We start from the raw sequence: 20,908 nt of genomic DNA on the forward strand, positions 1-20,908 counted from the left end.
CATTGACCAAGATTCCACTACATTTATAGAGACGCCCGAGTGATTAACACGCATTGTAATTGGAACGGTCTGTCTAGTCCAGCACGGGTAAACCTGAGGCAAATGGCGTGGGTATTGACGATCGCACTGCTTGCCCTGGGTTTGAACGGGAACGTGAAAGCAGCCAACTTGTCGACACCGGCTGGCGACAAACAGTGCCCTGCTTTGCTGGACCACCAGTTTCAGCGTCTGCAGGATGAAAAACCAGTATCACTGTGCTCATTCAAAGGACAGGTTCTACTTGTTGTAAACACGGCCAGCTATTGCGGCTTCACGGGTCAGTACGAGGAACTTGAACAACTGCAGCGCCAATACAGTGCCAAGGGTTTTAATGTGCTCGGCTTCCCGTCAAATGAGTTCGGCAAGCAGGAACCCAAGTCCAACAAAGAGATTGCTGAGTTTTGCAACAACACCTTTGGCGTGAAGTTTCCGATGTTTGCAAAATCGTCCGTCAAGGGTGACCAGGCCAACCCCTTGTACAAACAGTTAACAAAAGCCACCGGAGAACAACCCGGCTGGAATTTTCACAAATACCTGATCGATCGAAACGGCAAAGTGGTTGGCACCTTCAAAAGTGGGGTGTCACCACAAAGCCCGGAGATCACCCAGGCCATACGCCGTGCACTCGATGCACATCCAATCACAAAGTAGTAATTATTATTGGAGCGCTTCTTCATGAATGCACCGGACGGAATTTTTTTACCTGATGAACAATCTCGCGCAGACCAGCGAAACATTGCCATTCAACGGGTGGGTGTTCGTGCCATCCGGCACCCTATCATTGTCGAAACCTTGGAAGGCCCACAACCTTCTGTGGCTACAATTGATATGGCTGTGTTTTTGCCTGCAGACGTCAAAGGCACGCACATGTCGCGCTTCCTTGAAATTTTGCAAACCCAGGAAAGTGCACTGACGCCTGCTGGCATGAAACACATGATGCAGGACATGCTGCAACGCCTGGATTCCAATGCGGGCACCATCACCATGAAGTTTCCGTATTTTGTCAGGAAGATTGCGCCCATTTCCGGGGTGGCCAGCCTGCTGGATTACGAAGTAACCCTGGAAGCGGACAACAATGGCAAAACCACCGATGTGTTTATCACGGTTGTGGTGCCAGTGACCAGTCTGTGCCCATGCTCCAAGAAAATTTCCGATTACGGCGCGCACAACCAGCGCAGCCACATCACGATTCGCGCCTTGGTGATGGATGGAATTTCAGTGGAAGAGTTGATTCGCATGGCTGAAGAATCAGCCTCGTGCGAATTGTGGGGTTTGCTCAAGCGCCCCGATGAGAAATATGTCACTGAACGCGCCTACGACAATCCTAAATTTGTGGAAGACCTGGTGCGTGATGTCGCCATCCGCTTAAAGGCCAGCAAGAAGGTATTGGCATACAGAATTGAAAGCGAAAACTTCGAATCCATTCACAACCACTCGGCAGTGGCTTGGATAGAAGAGGACAAACGCCTGTAAATTCTCGAACAAACCTTGGTTCCGGCGTAAAAGCCTGAACCAAGAGCCTGTTTGAATGCTGATAACAGGTTAGGATGCTAGCGTTAATGTCAGCCTATTTTTTTACCCGAGCACACATGACCCTGATTTCCAAAAAGCTTTTGCCCAAGGTGGCTGTTGTTGGTGGCGGTATCTCCGGCTTGACCGCAGCCTATGCACTTCGAGACCGTGCCCACGTTACATTGTTTGAAGCCAATGACTACATTGGTGGACACACCAACACTGTGGACATTGAGGTGGAAGGCCAACAGGTGGCGGTGGACACGGGCTTCCTGGTGTACAACGAACGCACTTACCCCAACCTGATTCGCCTGTTCGAAGAACTGAATGTGGAGACGGTTGAGTCGGACATGTCTTTTTCGGTCTGCCTGCCCGAGCTGAACATTGAATGGGCCGGAACCAACCTGAACACCGTGTTTGCCCAGCGTCGCAATTTGCTGCGCCCGCGCTTCATCCGCATGCTGCTGGACATTTTGCGCTTTAACAAGGAAGCCACCGCCATGGTGGCCGATGCGGGCCGAGTCGATTTGTTCAAAAGCAAAGCCAAAATGCACCTGGGCGACTACCTGGTGCAGGAAAAGTACAGCGCCGAATTTAGGGATTGGTATCTGATCCCGATGGCTGCGGCCATTTGGTCTTGCCCCAGCGAACAGATGCTGGCTTTCCCTGTGGCAACCTTTATCCAGTTTTGTCACAACCACGGCTTGCTGCAAGTGAATGACCGACCCAAGTGGTTCACCGTGAAAAACGGCGCCCGAAATTACGTTCAGAAGATTCTGCCTTTCATCGACGTAGTGCACAAATCAACACCCGTGCAGGAAGTGGACACCACGGGCCCAAAGCCCATCGTGAAAACCAGCCTGGGTGCACAGGAATTTGACCAGGTCATTCTGGCTTGCCACAGTGATGAAGCGCTGGCCATGTTGAAGGGCAACGAAGCGCAAAAAGAGCAACTGCGCCACATCAAGTACCAACCCAACGTGGCTTACTTGCACACTGACGCCAAGCTGATGCCCAAAACACGCAGCACCTGGTCTTCCTGGAACTACCTCAGCGATGTGTTGAATCCGCAGCCCAGTGTGTCGGTGACCTACTGGAGCAACTTGCTGCAGCCTTTGCCCGTGAAGACACCGATTTTCGTGACTTTGAATCCGATTATCCAGCCTGACAGCAACAAGGTATTCCGTGAAATTCATTATTCACACCCCGTGTTTGACGTGCCTGCTGTGCAAGCCCAGCAAGCGCTGACAGACCTTCAAGGTTTGAACAGTATTTACCTGGCCGGCGCGTGGATGAAGTATGGTTTCCATGAAGATGGCCACACGTCGGGATTGAATGCCGCACGTGCCCTGATTGGCAAATTGTCGAAGACCACACAACAGGCGGCTTGATGGCGCAACCGCGTTTTCAACTGAATGAAGTCAAAATGGCCTGGGGGCAGGTGTTGCACCACCGCGAACTGCCCAAACCCAACGGATTCAGAACAGGGGCCTGTTTTGTTCGCTTGGTGTTTTCCGAAACCGAGGGCAAAACGCGCCACCGCTACCCGGTGATCGATGGCAAGGGAATAGTGTCCGTGTCAGCCACCAACTACGGGCTTGAACCGCACGATCTGAAATTTCCAGACTTTGTGGCGCAATTGAATGCGCGAATGGAAGCAGAAACCGGCGAGACCCTGAACGGCCCTGTGCACCTGCACACATTTCCAAAAGTGTTGGGCTATGTGTTCAACCCAGTCAGCTTTTGGTACTTCCACAACGACAAGCAACGATGCCGCGTGATCCTGTGCGAGGTGAACAACACCTTTGGTGAACGCCACTTTTACCTGCTCAATGCTCCAGATACTGAAGCGGCTCTGAACAGGGGCATGCTGCTGCACGCCACCAAAGAATTCCACGTGTCGCCTTTTTTTCCGGTGTCCGGCCGCTATGAATTCCGTTTTGTCAGCAGTGAGAACCACTCCTTGGCTCGAATCAACTACTTTGAAGGTGCGGCCCAGCAACTGAGCACCAGTGTTAGTGGAAAATTGGTGCATCCAACAACCCCACTTTGGGGTAAAACATTATTGAAATATGGCTGGTTTACATTGGCAGTCGTATTAAAAATCCATTGGCAGGCGGTGAAATTGCTGTTCAAAGGCGCGAAATTTCACGGCAAGCCAAACCCTCCCAGTAACACCATTACGTCGACAAAATTTGAAGCATGACCCAATCGATCACGTTTTCGCAGTTTCAACTGCCAAGCTATGCCCCTTCCTCTGCGCAGTGGACACTGAAACTGCTGACCAAGCTGAGAAAGGGTCGACTGGAGTTGGTGACGCCTGAAGGTGTACACCTGTTGTTTGGTGGCGATGAAGACCAGCCCAGTGCAAAAATCAAGCTCAACTCCTGGTCAGTTTGCCAACGCGCACTGAAAGCGGGTGACATCGGGTTTGCGGAAGCTTACATTGCAGGCGAATGGGAAACCAATGACATCGCATCGGTGTTGGGTGTGTTTCTTGAAAACCGCAAAGCTGTTGAGAAAGTAATTTATGGCAGCTTTTTGGGCAGCATTGCATACAAGATCAAGCACCTGCTGAACCGCAACACCAAGGCCCAGGCCCGGAAGAACATTCACGCCCACTACGACCTGGGAAATCCGTTCTACCAGTTGTGGCTAGATCCATCCATGACCTATTCAAGCGCATTGTTTGATGGCAACACCAGCCTGAGCCTGGAACAAGCCCAAGACGCGAAGTACATGGCCATGATCAACTACCTGCAACCCAAGCTGGGCGACCAGGTGCTTGAAATTGGCTGCGGCTGGGGTGGCTTTGCAGAAAAAGCCTGCGCAGCGGGCGCCAAACTAGTTGGGCTGACCTTGTCGACCGAGCAACTGGCCTATGCCAAAGAACGACTGACCAAACAGGGTTTTGGTGAGCACGCCGATTTTCGTCTTCAGGACTACCGCGATTGCCGCGGTCAATTCGACCACATTGCGTCTATTGAAATGTTCGAGGCGGTGGGTGAAGAATATTGGCCAGCCTATTTCCAGTCTGTGAACAGGCTGCTGAAAAAAGGTGGCAAAGCGGCCATTCAAACCATCGTGATCGACGACGCCCTGTTTGACCGCTACCGCAAGGGCACAGACTTCATTCAACAGTATATTTTCCCGGGCGGCATGCTGCCCTCGCCTTCCAAATTCAGGGCCATGGCAGAAAAGCACGGTTTGCGCGTGGTGTCTGAAAAGGCCTTCGGAAAAGACTATGCTGAAACATTGCGCCAGTGGCGCGCCCAATTCATGGGTACGCTGGAACAGGTCAAAAACCAGGGGTTTGACGACCCGTTCATTCGGACCTGGGAATTCTATCTGGCCTACTGTGAAGCCGGTTTTGAATACGAAAGCACCGATGTCATCCAGTTCTACCTGGAAAAAGTGGAGAACCAATGAAGTTGACCGCCACCCGCCTTGTTCAGAATGCCCTGCTTTGCCTGGCTCTTCTTGGCTTGGCGCCCTTGGCCAATGCCAACAGCAACCTGAATCCACCGCCCAGGCAGGTCACCCAGACCATTGATGATGCAAAATTGATGGGGTACGGCACACTGCGCTGGTTTGGCTTGCGGGTTTATGATGGGCAATTGTGGGCCAACGCGGAACCCGGCGATTTCAATTACAAGCGCGACCCTTCGTGGCTGGAATTGAAATATGCCCGTGACTTCGATGGCAGCGACATTGCTGAACGCAGCATTGACGAGATGGAAGCCATTGGTGCCGGTACGAAAGAACAGCGGCAAGCCTGGCTGAGCAAGCTCAATTCCATTTTTCCGAACGTGAAGAAAGGCCACACGCTGAGTGCGCTTTTCACACCCGGAAAGGGCATGCAATTGTTTCGCAATGGCCAACCCTTGGCTCGCGTGGATGACCCTGAACTGGCGGAAGCCTTCATGGGCATCTGGCTGGACCCCAAAACATCTGCGCCGGAAATGCGCCGTGAACTCATCGGTTTGAAGCGCTGAATACCACCGCGCCATGAGCAAATCAAACCAAGCTGAAACCAGCGCCAAGAACCTGCTGAACTATGGTCTTTTGGGCTGGGCCTTGGGCGCAGTGGCGGTGCCCATTTACATCCAGGTTCCTTACCTTTACACCCGAATTTATGAAGTGCCCTCAGCTTGGGTTGGCATCATCTTGCTGCTGTCCCGCTTGCTGGACGCGGTTCTGGACCCGGCAATCGGCCTTTGGGTTGATCGGCGTAGCGCAAAAGGTAACTCGGGCAACTCTGGCAACCGGTACGCCCTACCCTTGTTGCTGTCAGTGCCCTTGCTGCTGCTGGGCATGGCCGGCGTATTTTTTCCCTTGGGGGATACGCCCACGGAATATGCTGCCAGCCTGATGGCCAGCCTGATTGTGGTGCACTTGGGCTACAGTTTTGCGAGCATCGCTTACCAGGCCTGGGGAGCTGAGCTGGGTCATACTGACAAAGAGCGCTCCACCTACGTAGCCGTGCGTGAAGGTGTTGGTATTCTGGGCGTTGTATTTGCCGTGTCACTGGCGCTGGAAACGAATGCAGGCCTGATCTTCACCGTGTTCGCGGTGATGCTGGTACTGGGCATGTACCTGCTGCTGAAATTTTCACCGCAACCCGATACAGCTGCGCGGCAAACTGCCAATGCGCTGGGGAACTCCTTCAGCAAAGCTCAATCCAGCGTTACTGCTTCAATCAGGAAAGGCTTGGCGGACATTGTGCAGCCCTTGCGCCGCGAGAATTTCCGGAAGTTGATGGGCGTGTTTTTGTGCAACGGCCTGGCGGCTGCCTTGCCGGCTACACTGGTGCCGTTTTACATGCGCGACCGGCTAGGCTTGGGTGACTCGGATCAATGGGTGTTGGCGGTGTATTTTCTGGTGGGTGCTGCTTCCACGGTTTTCTGGGTGTGGCTGTCGAGCAAAATCGGCCTGGCACGCGCCTGGCTGTTGGGTATGCTTTTGTCCATTCCGGCCTTTGTCGTGGTGGTGGTGCTGGGCGAAGGCGACCTGGCAGGTTACCTGCTGGTGTGCGTGGTCACAGGCTTTGCGCTGGGTGCTGATTTATCGCTACCTGCTGCGCTGGTAGCCCGCCTGATTGAAGAGAACGGCGAACGTGGCAAAACAGAAGGGACCTACTTTGGCCTGTGGAACTGGGTTAACAAATTCAACTTGGCATTGGCGCCCAGCTTCGCTTTGGGCACCTTGCAGTGGTTCAACTACTCGGCCGACATGGCCAAAACGGACAGCTATCAAGGCATGGGCTTGCTTGAACAACTGGCCAATGATCCATTACTGTGGGTTTACGCGCTACTGCCCTGCGCCCTGAAATTACTGGCCATCGTGCTGCTGGGCCGCAGTGGCCTGGCCAGCCTGAACAGCACACAACCCAACAAAGCAACCGGGAGTACCTCATGAAAAACAACCTTTCAATGACATCGCGCTGGATTCAGCGTATTCAACTGGCATTTCTGGCGCTGGCAGGCGCGCTCGTACTAACTGCCTGTGCCAGCCCGCAGCCCAAGGATTATGCCCAGGAAAAACCGGTGTTGGACTTGAAAGAATATTTCAACGGCACGATCGACGCCTGGGGTGTGTTTCAGGACAGATCTGGCAAAGTGGTGAAACGTTTTACTGTGGTCATGAAATGCACCTGGGATGGCGACACCGGTATTCTGGACGAAGACTTTGTGTATTCGGATGGCACCACGCAAAAACGCGTGTGGACCTTGAAGAAAAACGGCAACAGCTACACCGGCACTGCTGGAGATGTGCTGGGGCAGGCCAATGGCGAAACCTCGGGCAATGCCTTTCAATGGAAATACACCATGCTGTTGCCCGTGGACGGCACCACTTACGAAGTGCAGTTTGATGACTGGATGTACCTGATGGACGACAAGGTCATGCTGAACCGCGCCACCATGAGCAAGTTCGGCATTGAGCTGGGCGAAGTTCTGCTGAGCTTTCGTAAAAGAGACTGAATCAACAAGGACCAACAAGGACACACCGCATGAGCTTCAACTCGAAATTGACCCAGTGGCAAAACAAGCGTGTTTGGCTGGTCGGTGCTTCCACCGGAATTGGCGAAGCATTGGCCCGTCAGCTTGACCAGCTGGGTTGCCGGCAGATGCTGTCGGCCCGCAGTGCGGACAAGCTGGCCACATTGGCAGGCGAATTGAAAAACGCCACCGCATTGCCACTGGACATCACCCAGCTAGGCGCGGTGAAAACAGCGTTTGATCACCTGATCAATGCTTGGGGCGGCATAGACCTGATTGTGCTGATGGCAGGCACCTATTCGGAAATGTCGGTTGAAGGCTTCGATATTGACAAGGTATGCCAGCAAATTGATGTCAACCTGAACGGCACCATGTATGTACTGGGCAATGTATTGCCCAAGCTTCTCGAACAGAAATCAGGTCACTTGGCGATTGTTTCAAGCGTGGCAGGCTACCGCGGGCTTCCCAATTCACTGGCCTATGGCCCAACCAAAGCCGCCTTGATCAATCTGGCCGAGGCCCTGCACTTGGAGTTGAAGCCGCACAATGTGGGCGTCAGTGTGATCAACCCCGGTTTTGTGGACACACCGCTGACCCGCAAGAATACCTTCCCCATGCCTTTCCTGATTACAGCTGAAAAAGCAGCGCAGGAAATTATTGTGGGCCTGGAAAAAGGCGAGTTCGAGATTCACTTTCCGAAAGCCTTCACACGCACTTTGCGTACCCTGCGCATCCTTCCCTATTCCCTGTATTTCGCGGCGGTACGCAAAATCACGGCAAACACAAAAAAGCCGGAGCTGGGCAATGAATAAAACCCGTTACCCCAACAGCCTGGCCCCCCTGGACCGGCAAAAGCTGTCCGAGCCCCTGCGAAGGCTGATCGACTATTTTGAACACATCACCGAACAGACCGTGGCCGACATGCCCCGCTTTTATGCGAGCGACGCCTACTTCAAAGACCCTTTTAATGAAGTGAAGCGGGTTGAAGACATTGCCCGCATATTCGGGGAAATGTTTCACCAGGTGGACAATCCGCGGTTTGTGGTGCACACAGCATTTGAATCGGGTCAGCAGGTTTTCATGGCTTGGGATTTCCTGTTTGAAATGAAGCGTTTCAAACAGGGCCAGGTGCAGTGCATCAAGGGCTCGTCGCACCTGCAATTGAACCAAAACGGACTTGTACAGTCACATAGAGACTACTGGGACACGGCTGAAGAGCTTTACGAGAAGATCCCGGTGCTGGGCGGGTTGATGCGCTGGCTTAAAAAACAGGCAGGCTGAGACAATGGTTTGTGTTTTTCAGCGCACGAGCGTGCACATAAACACCCCCCTGTCACCAAATCTTCACTTGCTTCATGACATGTCTTGTTAAAATCACAAAAGTTCGATTAATTCAGTGAAGGCGGAACGACATGTTGTATCCCGAATTATTCAGGTCATTGGAATCTGTGCGTTGGAACATGGAAACAGACATCAACTGGGACCAGTTTGATGCCAGCTTGCTCTCCGAAGAGCAAGCCAAAACCATCAAGATGAATGCAATCACCGAGTGGTCTGCATTGCCGGCCACGGAAATGTTTCTTCGGGACAACAAGCATGACAGCGATTTTTCAGCGTTCATGTCGATCTGGTTCTTCGAGGAACAGAAACATTCGCTGGTGTTGATGGAATACCTGCGCCGTTTCCGCCCCGATTTGTTACCCACCGAAGAAGAATTGCACGCCGTGCGCTTTGAGTTTGATCCCGCACCGCCATTGGAAACACTGATGCTGCACTTCTGCGGTGAAATTCGCCTGAATCACTGGTACCGCTGCGCCTCGGATTGGCACACGGAACCCGTGATCAAACAGATTTACAAGATCATTTCCCATGACGAAGCCCGTCACGGTGGTGCCTACCTGCGCTACATGAAAAAAGCGCTGGTTGAGGCAGGTGATGGCGCGCGTGCTGCATTCTCGAAAATTGGCGTGTTGATGGCATCGGCTCGACGCACCCAAAAACCATTGCACCCCACCAACTTGCACGTGAACAAGGACCTGTTCCCCAACGACACCGTGCAAAGTCGCTTGCCCGACCCGGATTGGCTTGAAAACTGGCTGGATGGCCAGATTCAGTTCGACGCCGACTGGGAAAAGAAGGTGGTTGACCGCATTTTGCACAACATGAGCCTGCTGTTTGAACGCACTTTCGAATCAGTTCAAGATCTGAACCGTTACCGCAAGGAAGTGATGGCTCGCCTGGGTGCTACTGACACCCCAGTGACCAGCGCAGCCTGAGCCACATGACAACAACCGGCAAACCCGCACGCTTTGAAAAAAAGGTGTGCACACCAGCAGAACTGGCGGAACGTGCCAAACAGCTTAAAGGTCCCGTGGTGTTCACCAATGGGGTTTTTGACTTGCTGCACCGCGGACACGTCACTTACCTGGACCAGGCTGCGCAGGAAGGACAAAGCCTGATTGTGGCAGTGAATTCCGACGAATCTGTCAAACGCCTTGGCAAAGGGCCGGATCGGCCAATCAACACCCAAGCGGACCGAATGTCAGTATTGGCAGCGCTCGATTGTGTGGCACTGGTGACATACTTTGAAGAAGACACGCCATTGAACGCCATTTTGGCGGCTCGCCCGGATGTGCTGGTCAAAGGTGGAGACTGGCCAGTTGAAAAAATGGTGGGCGCCAAGGAAGTACAAAGCTGGGGTGGCACAGCGCTGTCCATCGCGTTTGAACATGAGCGCAGTACCACAGCCACACTGGAAAAAATACGCAAACTCTAACCGCTCAACCCAAGCCTGGAATGTATAAAAAATGCCCCTACTAAAGGGGCATTTTTAATGTGCAAACAGGCGTTGCGTATCAGTTCTTTTCGGCTTTCAACTTGGCAGATGCTTTCAAATCGGCCTTGGCTTTCAAGTCAGACTTGGCATTGGCGTCAGCTTTGACACCCAAATCCGTTTTCGGTTTCACTTCGCTTTTCGATTCAAGCGCGCTTGCACGCTTGCCCAGTTCGCCTTTGGCTTCTGAATGCAAGGTACCTGCTTCGTTGCGCATGTCATCGCCTTTTGACTTGGCACCTTTTACTGCTGCACTCGTCTTGCCCTTCAAATCAAGGTCCGTACCGACGTTACCTTTGGCATTTGCATTTGCGTCTGCGTTTGCATTTGCTTCTGCCTGTGTACCCACGTTGACGGAAACACCTGGCAAAGCGGCCTTAACTCCGGCACTTCCGCCCAGACCCAGGCCCGTAGCCCCTGCCGTTGCGGAAAAAAACACTACAGTGCTTGCCAATGCGAACTTCAAAGTGACTTTATTCATAATCGATAATTCCTGCGAAATAATAACAAGTAGACTGGAACTGTAATAACGATTACGTTCCTGTAGTGGTTGACGGTTTCTTCCAGAATTCACTTTTCGCAACGGCGGGATCTGGTTCCGGCCAAGCCAAGCCCATTCGCTCAAGCGTGCCCACCAGAATTTCAGCAACCAGCATATTGCGAAATCCTTTGTGGTCTGCAGGGATGATCCACCAAGGGGCCTGCTTGGTGCAGGTTTTCTCAAGCACTTGCTCATACGCATTGGCGTACATGCTGTAGTTCTCGCCGCAATGCAGGTCTTTCTCGGTCAACTTCCAGCGCTTGTCTGGCGCTTCCCACCGATCGACCATGCGCTGATGTTGTTCTTCACGGGAAATATTGAGAAAAATTTTCAGCACAGTCGTGCCGCTTTCCACGAGCAGGCGCTCAAAGTCATTGGCCTGTCGAATCCGCTCTTCAATCCAGACAGCAGACACATTGTCCTGAATGATGGGCATGATGATCCCATCGTAGTGGGATCGATTAAAAATCACTGACTGCCCAGCCCCCGGCACATGGGGGTGAACACGCCACAGGAAGTCATGTGAATTTTCCTGTTCGGAAGGCTCTTTGAACGACACCATGCGCAATGCCATGGGGTGTACAGAACCCATGATGGCACGAGCGGCACCGTCTTTTCCAGCAGTGTCCATGCCTTGCAAAATCACCAGAAGTTTGTGCTGCCCCTGCGCATACAGGCAGGTCAACAACTGGTTCAAGCGCTTCGACAGTTGGTCCACACGTTCGTGCATGTCCTCATTGGAAGGCATGTCGCCATAGCGGGTGGGCCACTGGCGCAGGCGCACGGCCTTGCCATTGACCATGCAGGCTTGGCCCAGAATTTCCCATTGACTTTCGGGGACCAAGGCCTCGGGCAACACTTTTTCAGAGCGTTTGGTCTCTTTGCGCTTGGTCACTTTGGTTTCAGGTTTGTTGTCTGTCTTGGTCATGCTGATCCAGGTTGGGCTTGTATTGCACGGAATTTTGAATCTCGAACCTTGCTTTCTCAAATGATTCAATACGCACCTGACCAAAACCTTTCACGGCATTGAACAGATCCAGGGTTCGGCTAATTTCCATGCTGTACTGCAACATTGAGGGATTATTGTGCATCAGTTCCATCCAGGATTCAAACCAGGTGACCAGTAAAGTCTGATTTTTACGCTCTAAACTGCCTTTGAAAGGGTCTAACCAGGTTCCCCGAACAACCCGCAAAGCAGCCACTGCCTTGAGGATCGGGATTGCCCCCTGCCCCAACCGGATTTTTTTGGGACGGGCAGCGTGACCAACAAGCCAGGTGGGAGCGAAGTGAAAAACCATCTTGGCCCCGGGTTCAAACTGTGTTCGCGTCGTGTTGGCCCATGCCGGGTCAGTGTGGAGGCGAGCCACTTCAAACTCGTCTTTGTATGCCAACAACTTGAAATAGGTGCGGCACAGACGTGCCCACGAAACCTCGGCAAGCCCTGGTTCAGCATGCTGATTGAACAGCGCGCGCAGTGATTTTAGACGTGCTGCAAAACGGTCTGCAAATGCGGTGTTTTGATACTGCGCCAATTCACGGTGGCAACGTTGCAGCAACTCCTCGGCCGTTTCCTGCGTTGCCGGGATGTCGGCTTGGTTGAAAAGTTTGTCGAGCGCCTCTGGATTTTGGGCTGCAAGGCGACCCAGTTCAAAAGCCTGCAAGTTCTCTGCCACCTTGACGCCATTCAGTTCAATGGCTTGGCGCAGGGCTGCCAAGTGCAAGGGCAAATAGCCCCGCTGCCATGCCAGGCCCAGCAACAATGCATTGGCAAACACCGTGTCGCCCAACAATTGTTCGGCAATCCACTGGGCACGCACTGTTTGCAGTTGAACCTGCGGATTGCTCAAGGCCTGTGCAATGTCGGCGTGCATTGTATTTTCAGAAACAGACCAATCGCGTTGCTGAATGAAGTCAGCGGTGGGCGACGTGTCGGTGTTGACCACTGCAAATGCCTCACCGCGCAACAGCTCCAGGGTTTTTTCATGGGCCGACACCAGCAGGTCGCCACCGATCATGAGGTCAGCCTCGCCCACAGGTATTTTTGACGACGCCAACGCCTGCCCGGCAGGTGCAAACTGAAAGTGCGAAAACACCGCACCGCCTTTTTGCGCAAGGCCAGCCATGTCAAGCCCCAAGGCCGCCATGCCTTGCAAATGGGCCGCCATACCCAGCCAGGCGGCGATGGTGACAACCCCTGTGCCCCCCACACCGTTGATGAGTACGGCATAGCGTCGGTCCAAGTCGTTCGGGTGAATATTGAAATCGGGCTCTTGCAATTCCGACAAGGCATTGCTGAGCGCAGCCAAGTGGACCTGGTTTGAATGTTGTTTCAACCCGGCACCTTCTACGGTGACCAAACTGGGGCACAAGCCTTCCAGGCAGCTGTAATCCTTGTTGCAGGTTGACTGGTTGATGGTTCGCTTCACGCCCCAGGGTGTGGGCAGGGGTTCGATCGACAGGCAATTGGAATGTCGGGAGCAATCGCCGCACCCTTCGCACACCCGCGCGTTGATCAACACGCGCTTGGCCTGGTTGGGGAATAGTGGCTGGCCTGTGGCCGGGTCGGTTCGTTTACGCCTACGGCGCTTTTCAGAGGCGCAGGTTTGCTCGTAGATCAGCACCGTGGTGCCGGGGGTGCTGCGCAACAGTTTCTGCACCAGGTCCAGGTCGCGGCGATCAAACACCTCGACCCCTTCAGCCTTGGGGTCCTGGTCTGACTGCCTGCGGTGCGCCTGGGGATTGTCGCTGACGATGACAATTTTTGCGACGCCCTCGGCGGCCAACTGCCGGCTCAGCTGAGGTACGGTCAACACGCCATCCAGGTGCTGCCCGCCCGTCATGGCCACGGCGTCGTTGAATAACAGCTTGTAGGTGATATTGACACCAGCGGCCACGCTGGCGCGTATGGCCAGAATACCGGAATGGAAATAAGTGCCGTCCCCAAGGTTTGCAAACACGTGCGGCGTTTCGGTGAATGGTGCCTGCCCGATCCAGGGCACGCCTTCGCCGCCCATTTGCGTGTAGGTTTCCGTGCTGCGGTTCATCCAGACCGCCATGTAGTGGCAACCAATGCCGGCCATGGCCCTGCTGCCCTCGGGTACCTTGGTGGAAGTGTTGTGTGGGCAACCCGAACAAAAATAAGGCTTGCGCTCAACGGCCAGGTGCGCAGGTTTGCCAATGGTTTGTCGATGAAGAATGGCCTGAATACGTTGTGAAATTGCGGCTTGTACATCGGGGGGCAACACGATGTGCTGAAGGCGTTTGGCAATGGCCTGTGAAATCAGTGCGGGGTCCAGTTCGTAATGACTGGGCAGCAGCCAGTTGCCTTGGGGCAATGACCACTCCCCTCCTTCCCGGCCGTCTTCGGCCAGGCGCTCATCGAATTTGCCATAGACCTTGGGGCGCACGTCTTCGCGCCAGGCGTAAAGCTCTTCCTTGATCTGGTATTCCACGAACTGCCGTTTTTCTTCAATCACCAGAATTTCTTTCAATCCTTTGGCAAACTCCCGAATGCCAACCGCATCCAGGGGCCAGGCCATGCCCACCTTGAACACACGAATGCCGATTTCGGCACATCGGCCTGGCGTCAAGCCAAGGTCATTCAAAGCCTGCAAAGTATCCTGATAGGCCTTGCCAGTGGCCACAATGCCAAAGTGTGCATGCGGTGAATCAATTACCGTGCGGTTGAGGTGGTTGGCACGGCAAAAAGCCAGCGCGGCATACAGTTTGTGGTCGAGCAACCGGGCTTCCTGGGCCAGTGCGGTGTCGGGCCAGCGAATGTTCAAGCCATCCGGGGGCATCTCAAAATCAGTGGGCACATGGATCACATGCCGCGCAGGGTCAATGTCAACCGTGGCTGAACATTCCACCACATCGGCTACCGTCTTCAAGCCCACCCACACGCCCGCGTAGCGGCTCATTGCATAACCCAGAATGCCGAAATCAATGATTTCCTGCACATTGCTGGGAAACAGCACAGGGATGGCAGCTGCTTTCAACACGTGGTCTGACTGGTGTGGCAGGGTTGAACTTTTCGCGGCGTGGTCGTCGCCAGCCACCAGCAACACCCCACCGTAGCGGGAAGCGCCCGCAGCATTGGCATGCTTGAACACATCCAGGCTGCGGTCGACACCCGGCCCTTTGCCATACCACAAGCCAAACACCCCATCCACTTTTGCACCCCGAAACAGGTTCAACTGCTGGCTGCCCCACACGGAGGTGGCGGCCAAGTCTTCATTGAGCCCGGGCTGAAAATGAATGTTGGCGGGTTGCAAGTGCTTTTTGGCGGCCCAGAAAGCCTGATCAACGGCCCCGAGGGGTGAACCCCGGTAACCGGACACAAACCCGCCGGTGTTCAAACCATGGCTGCGATCCAGTTCGGCTTGCAGCAGGGTGAGACGCACCAAGGCCTGGCTGCCAGTGAGAAAAATTTTGCCTTTGGGAAGGGTGTACTTGTCGTGCAGGGAAACGGCACGTGACAGGGGGTGACGCGGGTGACAGGGAGCGTTCATGACCACAATCCTCCATGGAACGGGTAAGTTCCATTCAATGTGATGTGCTGGCTCTGAGTATTACCAAGTGCCAGTTGACCGCCTGCTCACCTTGTGGGCAGCAGGCCGCCTGTGGTCAGTGTCACACAAGGCCTGCGGCGGTTCAAGTCCCCCGGTCAGTTGGACTTCAGTGGCCCCTCTTCGTCCAGATGAATATCCTTGACGTTGTCCACATTGAACATTTCCTGTGGCCGTGGATAGGTTTTCTTGCTGCGTCGTGCCGGCAGCTTTTCACCAGAAAACATTTCCACTGCCGTGCGGGCCACTTCTTTGGTGTCCAATGCGGCGTATGCCGACACAATTGCGGCTCCCGCCAGCGGAACAATTCTGGAGGCTGCTCGCTTGGCAACCCGTTCCACAATGGCCTGTCCGATCTGTTTGGTGACCCTGACCGCCACGTCACGGCTACCGCTGCGACTGAAATGATCAACGAAGTCAAGTAAGGACTTGCCCCTGCGTTCGTCGTGCTCAATGGGAACCGAGCGTTCATATTCCCGCAAGGCTGTTCCGGCAACGTGGCGAAACAGGCAGGCCATCAATTCCTGCTGGGTCAATTCCTTGTTATGACCAAAAGCCGCGGCAATGTCCACCACCATTTGCGCTTGAATTCGCCAAACAATGACCAGGTCAGGCAGCACTGTGAGCATGCCCAAAGGGCCAACCGGCAAAGCCAGGCCGCCCGACACTGCAGCCGCCTTGGCGCAGGCCTTTTGAGTGATTTCCTTGGCACGTTCATAGGGGCGCCGGGCCTTTCCAGGCTCTTTGGTGGCGGGCACTCCACCCATGATCAGACCGGCTACTGTTTGAAGCGGGCCGAAAATGGATTTAGGCAGGTCGTTTTTTTGCATGAATTATTCATCAAAGGCAAATTGACACCAATACTAACAATGATCAAGTCATAGAGTTGGTTTACTATCATAACTCACAAGGATTAACCATTTTGGGTGTAAAAACCCGACGATGTTTCAAATTCTTGAGGCCAAAATTGGGAATAGACGGTGAAATGAGGGTTCTGATCGCTGTTTTGATCCATTTGGAGCACCCCTAATATGGGGGTGTTCAATTTTTAATTTGATGTTTTCACACAGGAGTGAATTTCATGAACAAAGCAGCCCGTAAACAGTTGGTTTTGAAACGTAAAGAAGATGGTGCATCCCTGATTGAATACGCAGTGATTGCAGCGCTGGTTGTTGCCATTGCTGTTGCAGGTTTTGCAACATTGGGCGATGGCCTGGATACAGCCTTTGGCAACATCGTAAATACTTTGACTGGTGCAGGTGGTGGCACGCAGTAATGCCACACTGATCAAGGTCCCTTTAACATGAACCGCAACATCCAGAACCTTTCAATGCTTGCCAGTCGCGCCGACAAACAGCGTGGTGCGCAGCTTGTTGAATTGGCTCTGATGTTGCCGGTGATTTTAACGGTTGTTTTCGCAATCGTGGGCTACAGCCTGTTGTTCATGGTTCAACACACACTGAGCTCGGCCGTATCACAGGCCGCGCGCAGTGTGGCTGTTGCCGGCAACAATGCAGACCCCGAGTCTGCGGCTCGGCAGTTGCTTTTGAATTCACTGCCCAGCGCCATGTACCCGGAAGGATTCAGCTTTGCAACCAACCAATTGGCTGGTGCCGCAGATTGTGGCAATGCATTGGGCGCAGGTTCCAATCCAGCCCTGAGCTGCCTGGAGTTTCGCGGTTTTTTTAATACTGCAGAAAATCCGCTACTGGCCAATATCCCGTTTTCAGAGACATTTTTCCCAGAACAACTCAGCGCCAGCGCCGTGGTTCTGTATCAAACCACTGGCGCACTTTAATTTCATTCGGGAGCATTTCGCGATATGTCAGGAAAAACAAAAATACTCGCCTTGCTGCTGCTGGGAATTGGCCTGATCTTTTTGGTCATGGCTTTTTTGTCCGGCCAGAATGCACGCAAGGGGGGAGAAGCAATCAAGACAGAACTGGAACGTTATCCGGTTGTGGTCAGTGCCACTGAGATCAAGTTTGGAACGCCAGTGACACCTGAGATGTTGAAGGTGGAGAAATTTGCAATCGTGCCTAAAGGTGCGTTCACCGACATTGGAGATGTAATCGGCAAAAAACCCCTGTTTACCGTGGGTAAAGGCTTGCCTGTAACCAACCAGTTTTTTGAATCAGGCGCTGTAGCCGCCGAAGTGCGTGAGGGTTATCGCGCGTTTGCCCTGCGACTTGATGAAAACAATGTGGCCACCGGCAAAATCAAACCCGGTGACTACGTGGACGTATTCTCGATCTTCCAGTCCAACAGCCGCGACATTCAACAAACCATTTCACGCCTGATCATGCCCAACCTTCGCGTGCTATCGGTCGGCGCACAGCTGGTGAATGCGCCAGAAAATGCAAACAAGGCAGAAGAAAAGGATGTCAACAACCGCGCTGCACGATTGCGCGCCATGATGGTTGAGGTACCTACAGCTGACATCAACACCCTGGCCGTTGCACAAACACTGGGTGAGCTATTCGTGGTACTTCGCAGTCCGGAAGAAGAGGAACTGCCTGACATGAGCAAATTCCCTCAGGCTGAACCCATTTTGAAACCTGCCTTGGTCAAGGGTCCTGATGGCAAGGTCTTGAACCCGCAACCCAAGGTGGAAATGACCGCAAGTGACAAGGCTTTTGCCGGTATTTCGCTGGACAACGCCATGTTGCCAGGCAGCGGCAATAGCAATGTAAAAAACAACAAACCCGCACAAACCACCGGTCAGCGCGAAGCCGCGCCTGCCACGGTGGAAGTGATACGCGGTGGCGAAACAACCCGGGAAACAGCGCGATGAATACTCGTCAAATCACATTCACAGGCCTGGCCGCAGCAATGGCCTTGATGGCTGCAAGCACACTCGCCTTGCCTCAAGTGGCCATGGGGCAAACACCTGCTGCCACGGCAACACCTGCACCTTTTGTACTGACAGTGAGCACCGGGTTCCAGAAAGTGGTTGGCCTGCCCTCCATTCCGGCCCGAGTGTCCATCGGTGACCCCAGCATTGCTTCGGTCACGATATTGAAACCCACCGACCGCGGTGGAAAAAATGCTGGCGTGTTGGTGACTGGTTTGAAAACCGGATCCACCTCACTGTTGATTTGGGATCGCGGTGCCAGTATGGCACGCGTCATCACGGTAGCCGTCACCGGCAAGGCAGCCGAAACCATTTCCAGCCTGAAAGACCTGAAAATGGAAACAGAAGGCCAAGTGATGAAGCTGTCTGGTTCCACTCCTGACGTGGTGACCTACCAGCAGGCCCGTGAAAGTCTGGTTCGACCAGGCGCTGACGGAAAAGCCGCCGAGTTGATTGATCAGGCAGCACTGCAGACATCAGGCACCGTGCAGGTGGATGTCAAGGTAGTCGAATTTACCCGCAGCGAGCTGCAACGCCTGGGTATCAACCTGGCAGGCCAGTTCAACGGCGGGCAGTTCAGCTACGCGGTGTCCAACCCCGTATCTTCAGGCAGCTCGGTGGCCAATGCTTTCGGCGTGACCCTGAGCAACCTGGCTGGCGATTTGACGGCCAACCTGAACATCCTTCAAGCGGATGGCTACGCCAAGGTATTGGCAGAGCCCTCTTTGATTGCCCAGTCGGGTCAGGACGCTTCCTTTCTGGCTGGTGGCGAGATTCCAATTCCGGTACCTTCCGGCAACGGAACCATCGGCATTGAATACAAAAAGTTCGGTGTGGGCTTGAGCTTCACCCCAACGATCTTGTCCAACAAAACCATTGCGCTGCGAGTATCGCCCGAAGTCAGCGATCTGGATTTTTCTCGTGGCACATCGATTCAAGGGGTATTGGTACCCGCAATCCTGACACGCCGGGCTAGCACCACTGTTGAACTGGGTGAAAACCAAAGCTTTGTCATCGGTGGCCTGATCAGCCGCAACATCATTGCCAACGCCAACAAGGTACCGTGGCTTTCTGACATCCCGGTTCTGGGCGCCTTTTTCAAAGGCAACACCTACAGCCGCGAAGACAAGGAACTGCTGATTATTGTCACCCCAAGGTTTGTCAAGCCACGGGCTGCGAATGCACCTGCACTGGCCTTGCCTGGCCAGAACGTGGGCATGCGTCCGCGCGGTGTCTGGAGCCAGCTCTTCCTGCCTGCAGCGAAAGAGCCTGTTCCTGGCTTCACCACCAATTAAAGGGGTCATTCACAATGCCACAAAGCATGCCCCGAATCCTGTTCATCAGCGGATCAGACGCCAATTGGCTTTGGCTGTCTGATGCGGTGGGCGACCGCTTCATGCTGGTGCGTGAATCCGGCACCTTCAGTGAAATTACCAAGCGCGTCGGGCTTGTCTCGCCCAGCATGGCTGTGGTCGATTACTCACCCCAAGTGGGTCTGGACGCCAGCCTGATCGTCAAGGAATTGCGAGAAATCGCACCCGATCTGCCTGTTGTGGCGATGGGTTCAAAAGACTCCACAGAGGATGTGGTCAATGCACTGCGCTCAGGCGTGAAAGACTTCCTCAGCCTTGATTCCAGTGCAGGCGAAGTGACCAAAATACTGAGTGCTGTGGCTGAAAAAGCTCCTGCGCCATCCAATGAGCGCAAAGGCTATGCAATGGTCGTACTGGGTGGTCGGCAGGGGGTTGGGTCCACCACCTTGGCGGTAAACCTGGCCGTACAATTGGCTCGACAGAACAAAGACAGTACCTTGTTGCTCGACTTTGGCTTGCCGCTGGGCGATGGCCTGGTGCACCTGCCTTGCGAAGACAAACAGGGCGCCATGGATTTTGTGGAATGTGTGCGTAACCTGAAACGGTTTGACGCCACTCTGGCCAAGTCAGCATTTCGCAAGCACAACCAAACTGGCGTGGCCATTCTTTCACTGCCGCGAAACCTGGCTGATTTGCGTGACATCTCGGCATCGGATGCGTTGAAGTTCTTGAACCTGATCAAGTCTTTCTTCGAGAACATCGTGATTGACCTGTGCGGGTTTTCCAACCTGGAGTTCGTAGCCAGCCTGCTGCGCAGCGCCGACGTCACCATGGTGCTCACCCCGCAATCCGTGCCAGGTATTGTGACCGCGGCCGAGTTGATCAAAAGCTTGAATGACAAAGGCATTGCGACCAGCAGTTTTGATTTGGTGGTCACGCCGTGTCACAAAGACGTGGCACTGGACGCAGACTCAATTGCCAAGAAACTTCAGATCCAGACTGTGCACGAGTTACCGGATCGCCGCGCGCCCTTGATCAATGCCGTCAATGGCGGGCAGGTGCTGTCGGCCACGGACCCCAAAGACCCCTACTCAAAAGCAGTCTCCCAGTTGCTCGAACGCGTGAACTCGAACCGGCGTCATGGTGAGAATGCCCATGGTCTGGCCTCAACCTTCAAGAAATGGTTCAACAAATGAGCGACATCATTTTTGGTCAGGAAACCCCGGCCCCGAAATCGGAAGACAGCAGC

21 protein-coding genes are annotated in these 20,908 nt (G+C 53.8%); 17 read left to right on the forward strand and 4 right to left on the reverse strand.

Annotation, left to right across the window (positions count from 1 at the left end; genetic code table 11):
- Positions 1 to 102 precede the first annotated feature (102 nt).
- The 12 genes from RGQ30_RS12215 (at position 103) to rfaE2 (ending at position 10,326) form a co-directional block, all read left to right on the forward strand.
- Positions 103 to 690 carry a glutathione peroxidase gene (locus RGQ30_RS12215; RefSeq protein WP_130557956.1) on the forward strand — a complete coding sequence of 196 codons (588 nt, stop codon included), beginning with the start codon at positions 103 to 105 and terminating at the stop codon, positions 688 to 690.
- Between the two features lie 24 nt (positions 691 to 714).
- Positions 715 to 1,512, forward strand: a complete 798-nt coding sequence (folE2, locus tag RGQ30_RS12220) for a GTP cyclohydrolase FolE2 (protein ID WP_130557955.1) — start codon at positions 715 to 717, stop codon at positions 1,510 to 1,512.
- A 116-nt stretch (positions 1,513 to 1,628) separates the two neighbouring features.
- A complete protein-coding gene (locus RGQ30_RS12225) occupies positions 1,629 to 2,942 on the forward strand; it encodes an FAD-dependent oxidoreductase (RefSeq protein WP_130557954.1) in 1,314 nt (437 codons plus the stop codon).
- Positions 2,942 to 3,757, forward strand: a complete 816-nt coding sequence (locus tag RGQ30_RS12230) for a DUF1365 domain-containing protein (RefSeq protein WP_130557953.1) — start codon at positions 2,942 to 2,944, stop codon at positions 3,755 to 3,757. The genes RGQ30_RS12225 and RGQ30_RS12230 overlap by 1 nt, the downstream gene beginning before the upstream one ends.
- Positions 3,754 to 4,980, forward strand: coding sequence for an SAM-dependent methyltransferase (locus tag RGQ30_RS12235; RefSeq protein ID WP_130557952.1), 1,227 nt, complete (start codon positions 3,754 to 3,756; stop codon positions 4,978 to 4,980). The genes RGQ30_RS12230 and RGQ30_RS12235 overlap by 4 nt, the downstream gene beginning before the upstream one ends.
- The gene (locus tag RGQ30_RS12240; protein ID WP_130557951.1) at positions 4,977 to 5,546 is read left to right on the forward strand and encodes a chalcone isomerase family protein; all 570 of its coding nucleotides are present in this window, start codon (positions 4,977 to 4,979) and stop codon (positions 5,544 to 5,546) included. The genes RGQ30_RS12235 and RGQ30_RS12240 overlap by 4 nt, the downstream gene beginning before the upstream one ends.
- 13 nt (positions 5,547 to 5,559) lie before the next feature.
- A complete protein-coding gene (locus tag RGQ30_RS12245) occupies positions 5,560 to 6,969 on the forward strand; it encodes an MFS transporter (RefSeq protein ID WP_130557950.1) in 1,410 nt (469 codons plus the stop codon).
- A 14-nt stretch (positions 6,970 to 6,983) separates the two neighbouring features.
- A complete protein-coding gene (locus tag RGQ30_RS12250; RefSeq protein ID WP_420915177.1) occupies positions 6,984 to 7,532 on the forward strand; it encodes a DUF3833 domain-containing protein in 549 nt (182 codons plus the stop codon).
- Between the two features lie 29 nt (positions 7,533 to 7,561).
- Positions 7,562 to 8,362, forward strand: a complete 801-nt coding sequence (locus tag RGQ30_RS12255) for an SDR family NAD(P)-dependent oxidoreductase (RefSeq protein WP_130557949.1) — start codon at positions 7,562 to 7,564, stop codon at positions 8,360 to 8,362.
- On the forward strand, positions 8,355 to 8,831 hold the full coding sequence (locus RGQ30_RS12260; RefSeq protein ID WP_130557948.1) for a nuclear transport factor 2 family protein: 477 nt from the start codon (positions 8,355 to 8,357) through the stop codon (positions 8,829 to 8,831). Before RGQ30_RS12255 ends, RGQ30_RS12260 begins: the two co-directional genes overlap by 8 nt.
- A 131-nt stretch (positions 8,832 to 8,962) precedes the next feature.
- A complete protein-coding gene (locus tag RGQ30_RS12265) occupies positions 8,963 to 9,826 on the forward strand; it encodes a ferritin family protein (protein WP_130557947.1) in 864 nt (287 codons plus the stop codon).
- A gap of 5 nt (positions 9,827 to 9,831) precedes the next feature.
- Positions 9,832 to 10,326: a D-glycero-beta-D-manno-heptose 1-phosphate adenylyltransferase gene (gene rfaE2, locus RGQ30_RS12270; RefSeq protein WP_130557946.1), complete on the forward strand. Its 495-nt coding sequence runs from the start codon at positions 9,832 to 9,834 to the stop codon at positions 10,324 to 10,326.
- 79 nt (positions 10,327 to 10,405) lie between these two features.
- Here the strand turns inward: rfaE2 and RGQ30_RS12275 are convergent, their stop codons facing one another.
- From RGQ30_RS12275 to RGQ30_RS12290, 4 genes are all read right to left on the reverse strand, one after another.
- A complete protein-coding gene (locus RGQ30_RS12275; RefSeq protein WP_130557945.1) occupies positions 10,406 to 10,864 on the reverse strand; it encodes a hypothetical protein in 459 nt (152 codons plus the stop codon).
- A gap of 52 nt (positions 10,865 to 10,916) precedes the next feature.
- Entirely contained in the window at positions 10,917 to 11,852 is a 936-nt protein-coding gene (locus RGQ30_RS12280) for a PPK2 family polyphosphate kinase (protein WP_130557944.1), read from the reverse strand.
- Positions 11,827 to 15,435, reverse strand: coding sequence for an indolepyruvate ferredoxin oxidoreductase family protein (locus tag RGQ30_RS12285; protein WP_130557943.1), 3,609 nt, complete (start codon positions 15,433 to 15,435; stop codon positions 11,827 to 11,829). Before RGQ30_RS12285 ends, RGQ30_RS12280 begins: the two co-directional genes overlap by 26 nt.
- Before the next feature lie 155 nt (positions 15,436 to 15,590).
- On the reverse strand, positions 15,591 to 16,322 hold the full coding sequence (locus RGQ30_RS12290) for an EcsC family protein (protein WP_130557942.1): 732 nt from the start codon (positions 16,320 to 16,322) through the stop codon (positions 15,591 to 15,593).
- Between the two features lie 251 nt (positions 16,323 to 16,573).
- Here RGQ30_RS12290 and RGQ30_RS12295 point away from each other — a divergent pair, with 251 nt between their 5' ends.
- Genes RGQ30_RS12295 through RGQ30_RS12315 form a run of 5 tightly spaced genes read left to right on the forward strand, consistent with a single transcriptional unit; the run spans position 16,574 to position 20,855 of the window.
- A complete protein-coding gene (locus RGQ30_RS12295; RefSeq protein WP_130557941.1) occupies positions 16,574 to 16,768 on the forward strand; it encodes a Flp family type IVb pilin in 195 nt (64 codons plus the stop codon).
- A 27-nt stretch (positions 16,769 to 16,795) separates the two neighbouring features.
- Positions 16,796 to 17,290: a TadE/TadG family type IV pilus assembly protein gene (locus RGQ30_RS12300; RefSeq protein ID WP_130557940.1), complete on the forward strand. Its 495-nt coding sequence runs from the start codon at positions 16,796 to 16,798 to the stop codon at positions 17,288 to 17,290.
- A gap of 24 nt (positions 17,291 to 17,314) precedes the next feature.
- The gene (cpaB, locus tag RGQ30_RS12305; protein WP_130557939.1) at positions 17,315 to 18,286 is read left to right on the forward strand and encodes a Flp pilus assembly protein CpaB; all 972 of its coding nucleotides are present in this window, start codon (positions 17,315 to 17,317) and stop codon (positions 18,284 to 18,286) included.
- On the forward strand, positions 18,283 to 19,641 hold the full coding sequence (locus RGQ30_RS12310; protein WP_130557938.1) for a type II and III secretion system protein family protein: 1,359 nt from the start codon (positions 18,283 to 18,285) through the stop codon (positions 19,639 to 19,641). Before cpaB ends, RGQ30_RS12310 begins: the two co-directional genes overlap by 4 nt.
- Positions 19,642 to 19,655: 14 nt before the next feature.
- The gene (locus tag RGQ30_RS12315; RefSeq protein WP_298216567.1) at positions 19,656 to 20,855 is read left to right on the forward strand and encodes a CpaE/TadZ family protein; all 1,200 of its coding nucleotides are present in this window, start codon (positions 19,656 to 19,658) and stop codon (positions 20,853 to 20,855) included.
- Positions 20,856 to 20,908 lie beyond the last annotated feature (53 nt).

This window comes from Limnobacter thiooxidans (assembly GCF_036323495.1).
GTDB classification, from domain to species: domain Bacteria; phylum Pseudomonadota; class Gammaproteobacteria; order Burkholderiales; family Burkholderiaceae_B; genus Limnobacter; species Limnobacter thiooxidans.

What these genes read in the sequence shown, in the direction of transcription:
- RGQ30_RS12275 (WP_130557945.1), bottom strand. Translation starts at nt 10,864, where the DNA reads ATGAATAAAGTCACTTTGAAGTTCGCATTGGCAAGCACTGTAGTGTTT.
- RGQ30_RS12250 (WP_420915177.1), top strand. Translation starts at nt 6,984, where the DNA reads ATGACATCGCGCTGGATTCAGCGTATTCAACTGGCATTTCTGGCGCTG.
- RGQ30_RS12280 (WP_130557944.1), bottom strand. Translation starts at nt 11,852, where the DNA reads ATGACCAAGACAGACAACAAACCTGAAACCAAAGTGACCAAGCGCAAA.
- RGQ30_RS12295 (WP_130557941.1), top strand. Translation starts at nt 16,574, where the DNA reads ATGAACAAAGCAGCCCGTAAACAGTTGGTTTTGAAACGTAAAGAAGAT.
- folE2 (WP_130557955.1), top strand. Translation starts at nt 715, where the DNA reads ATGAATGCACCGGACGGAATTTTTTTACCTGATGAACAATCTCGCGCA.
- RGQ30_RS12230 (WP_130557953.1), top strand. Translation starts at nt 2,942, where the DNA reads ATGGCGCAACCGCGTTTTCAACTGAATGAAGTCAAAATGGCCTGGGGG.
- RGQ30_RS12235 (WP_130557952.1), top strand. Translation starts at nt 3,754, where the DNA reads ATGACCCAATCGATCACGTTTTCGCAGTTTCAACTGCCAAGCTATGCC.
- RGQ30_RS12315 (WP_298216567.1), top strand. Translation starts at nt 19,656, where the DNA reads ATGCCACAAAGCATGCCCCGAATCCTGTTCATCAGCGGATCAGACGCC.
- RGQ30_RS12245 (WP_130557950.1), top strand. Translation starts at nt 5,560, where the DNA reads ATGAGCAAATCAAACCAAGCTGAAACCAGCGCCAAGAACCTGCTGAAC.
- RGQ30_RS12265 (WP_130557947.1), top strand. Translation starts at nt 8,963, where the DNA reads ATGTTGTATCCCGAATTATTCAGGTCATTGGAATCTGTGCGTTGGAAC.
- RGQ30_RS12225 (WP_130557954.1), top strand. Translation starts at nt 1,629, where the DNA reads ATGACCCTGATTTCCAAAAAGCTTTTGCCCAAGGTGGCTGTTGTTGGT.
- cpaB (WP_130557939.1), top strand. Translation starts at nt 17,315, where the DNA reads ATGTCAGGAAAAACAAAAATACTCGCCTTGCTGCTGCTGGGAATTGGC.
- RGQ30_RS12285 (WP_130557943.1), bottom strand. Translation starts at nt 15,435, where the DNA reads ATGAACGCTCCCTGTCACCCGCGTCACCCCCTGTCACGTGCCGTTTCC.
- rfaE2 (WP_130557946.1), top strand. Translation starts at nt 9,832, where the DNA reads ATGACAACAACCGGCAAACCCGCACGCTTTGAAAAAAAGGTGTGCACA.
- RGQ30_RS12260 (WP_130557948.1), top strand. Translation starts at nt 8,355, where the DNA reads ATGAATAAAACCCGTTACCCCAACAGCCTGGCCCCCCTGGACCGGCAA.
- RGQ30_RS12310 (WP_130557938.1), top strand. Translation starts at nt 18,283, where the DNA reads ATGAATACTCGTCAAATCACATTCACAGGCCTGGCCGCAGCAATGGCC.
- RGQ30_RS12290 (WP_130557942.1), bottom strand. Translation starts at nt 16,322, where the DNA reads ATGCAAAAAAACGACCTGCCTAAATCCATTTTCGGCCCGCTTCAAACA.
- RGQ30_RS12215 (WP_130557956.1), top strand. Translation starts at nt 103, where the DNA reads ATGGCGTGGGTATTGACGATCGCACTGCTTGCCCTGGGTTTGAACGGG.
- RGQ30_RS12255 (WP_130557949.1), top strand. Translation starts at nt 7,562, where the DNA reads ATGAGCTTCAACTCGAAATTGACCCAGTGGCAAAACAAGCGTGTTTGG.
- RGQ30_RS12240 (WP_130557951.1), top strand. Translation starts at nt 4,977, where the DNA reads ATGAAGTTGACCGCCACCCGCCTTGTTCAGAATGCCCTGCTTTGCCTG.
- RGQ30_RS12300 (WP_130557940.1), top strand. Translation starts at nt 16,796, where the DNA reads ATGAACCGCAACATCCAGAACCTTTCAATGCTTGCCAGTCGCGCCGAC.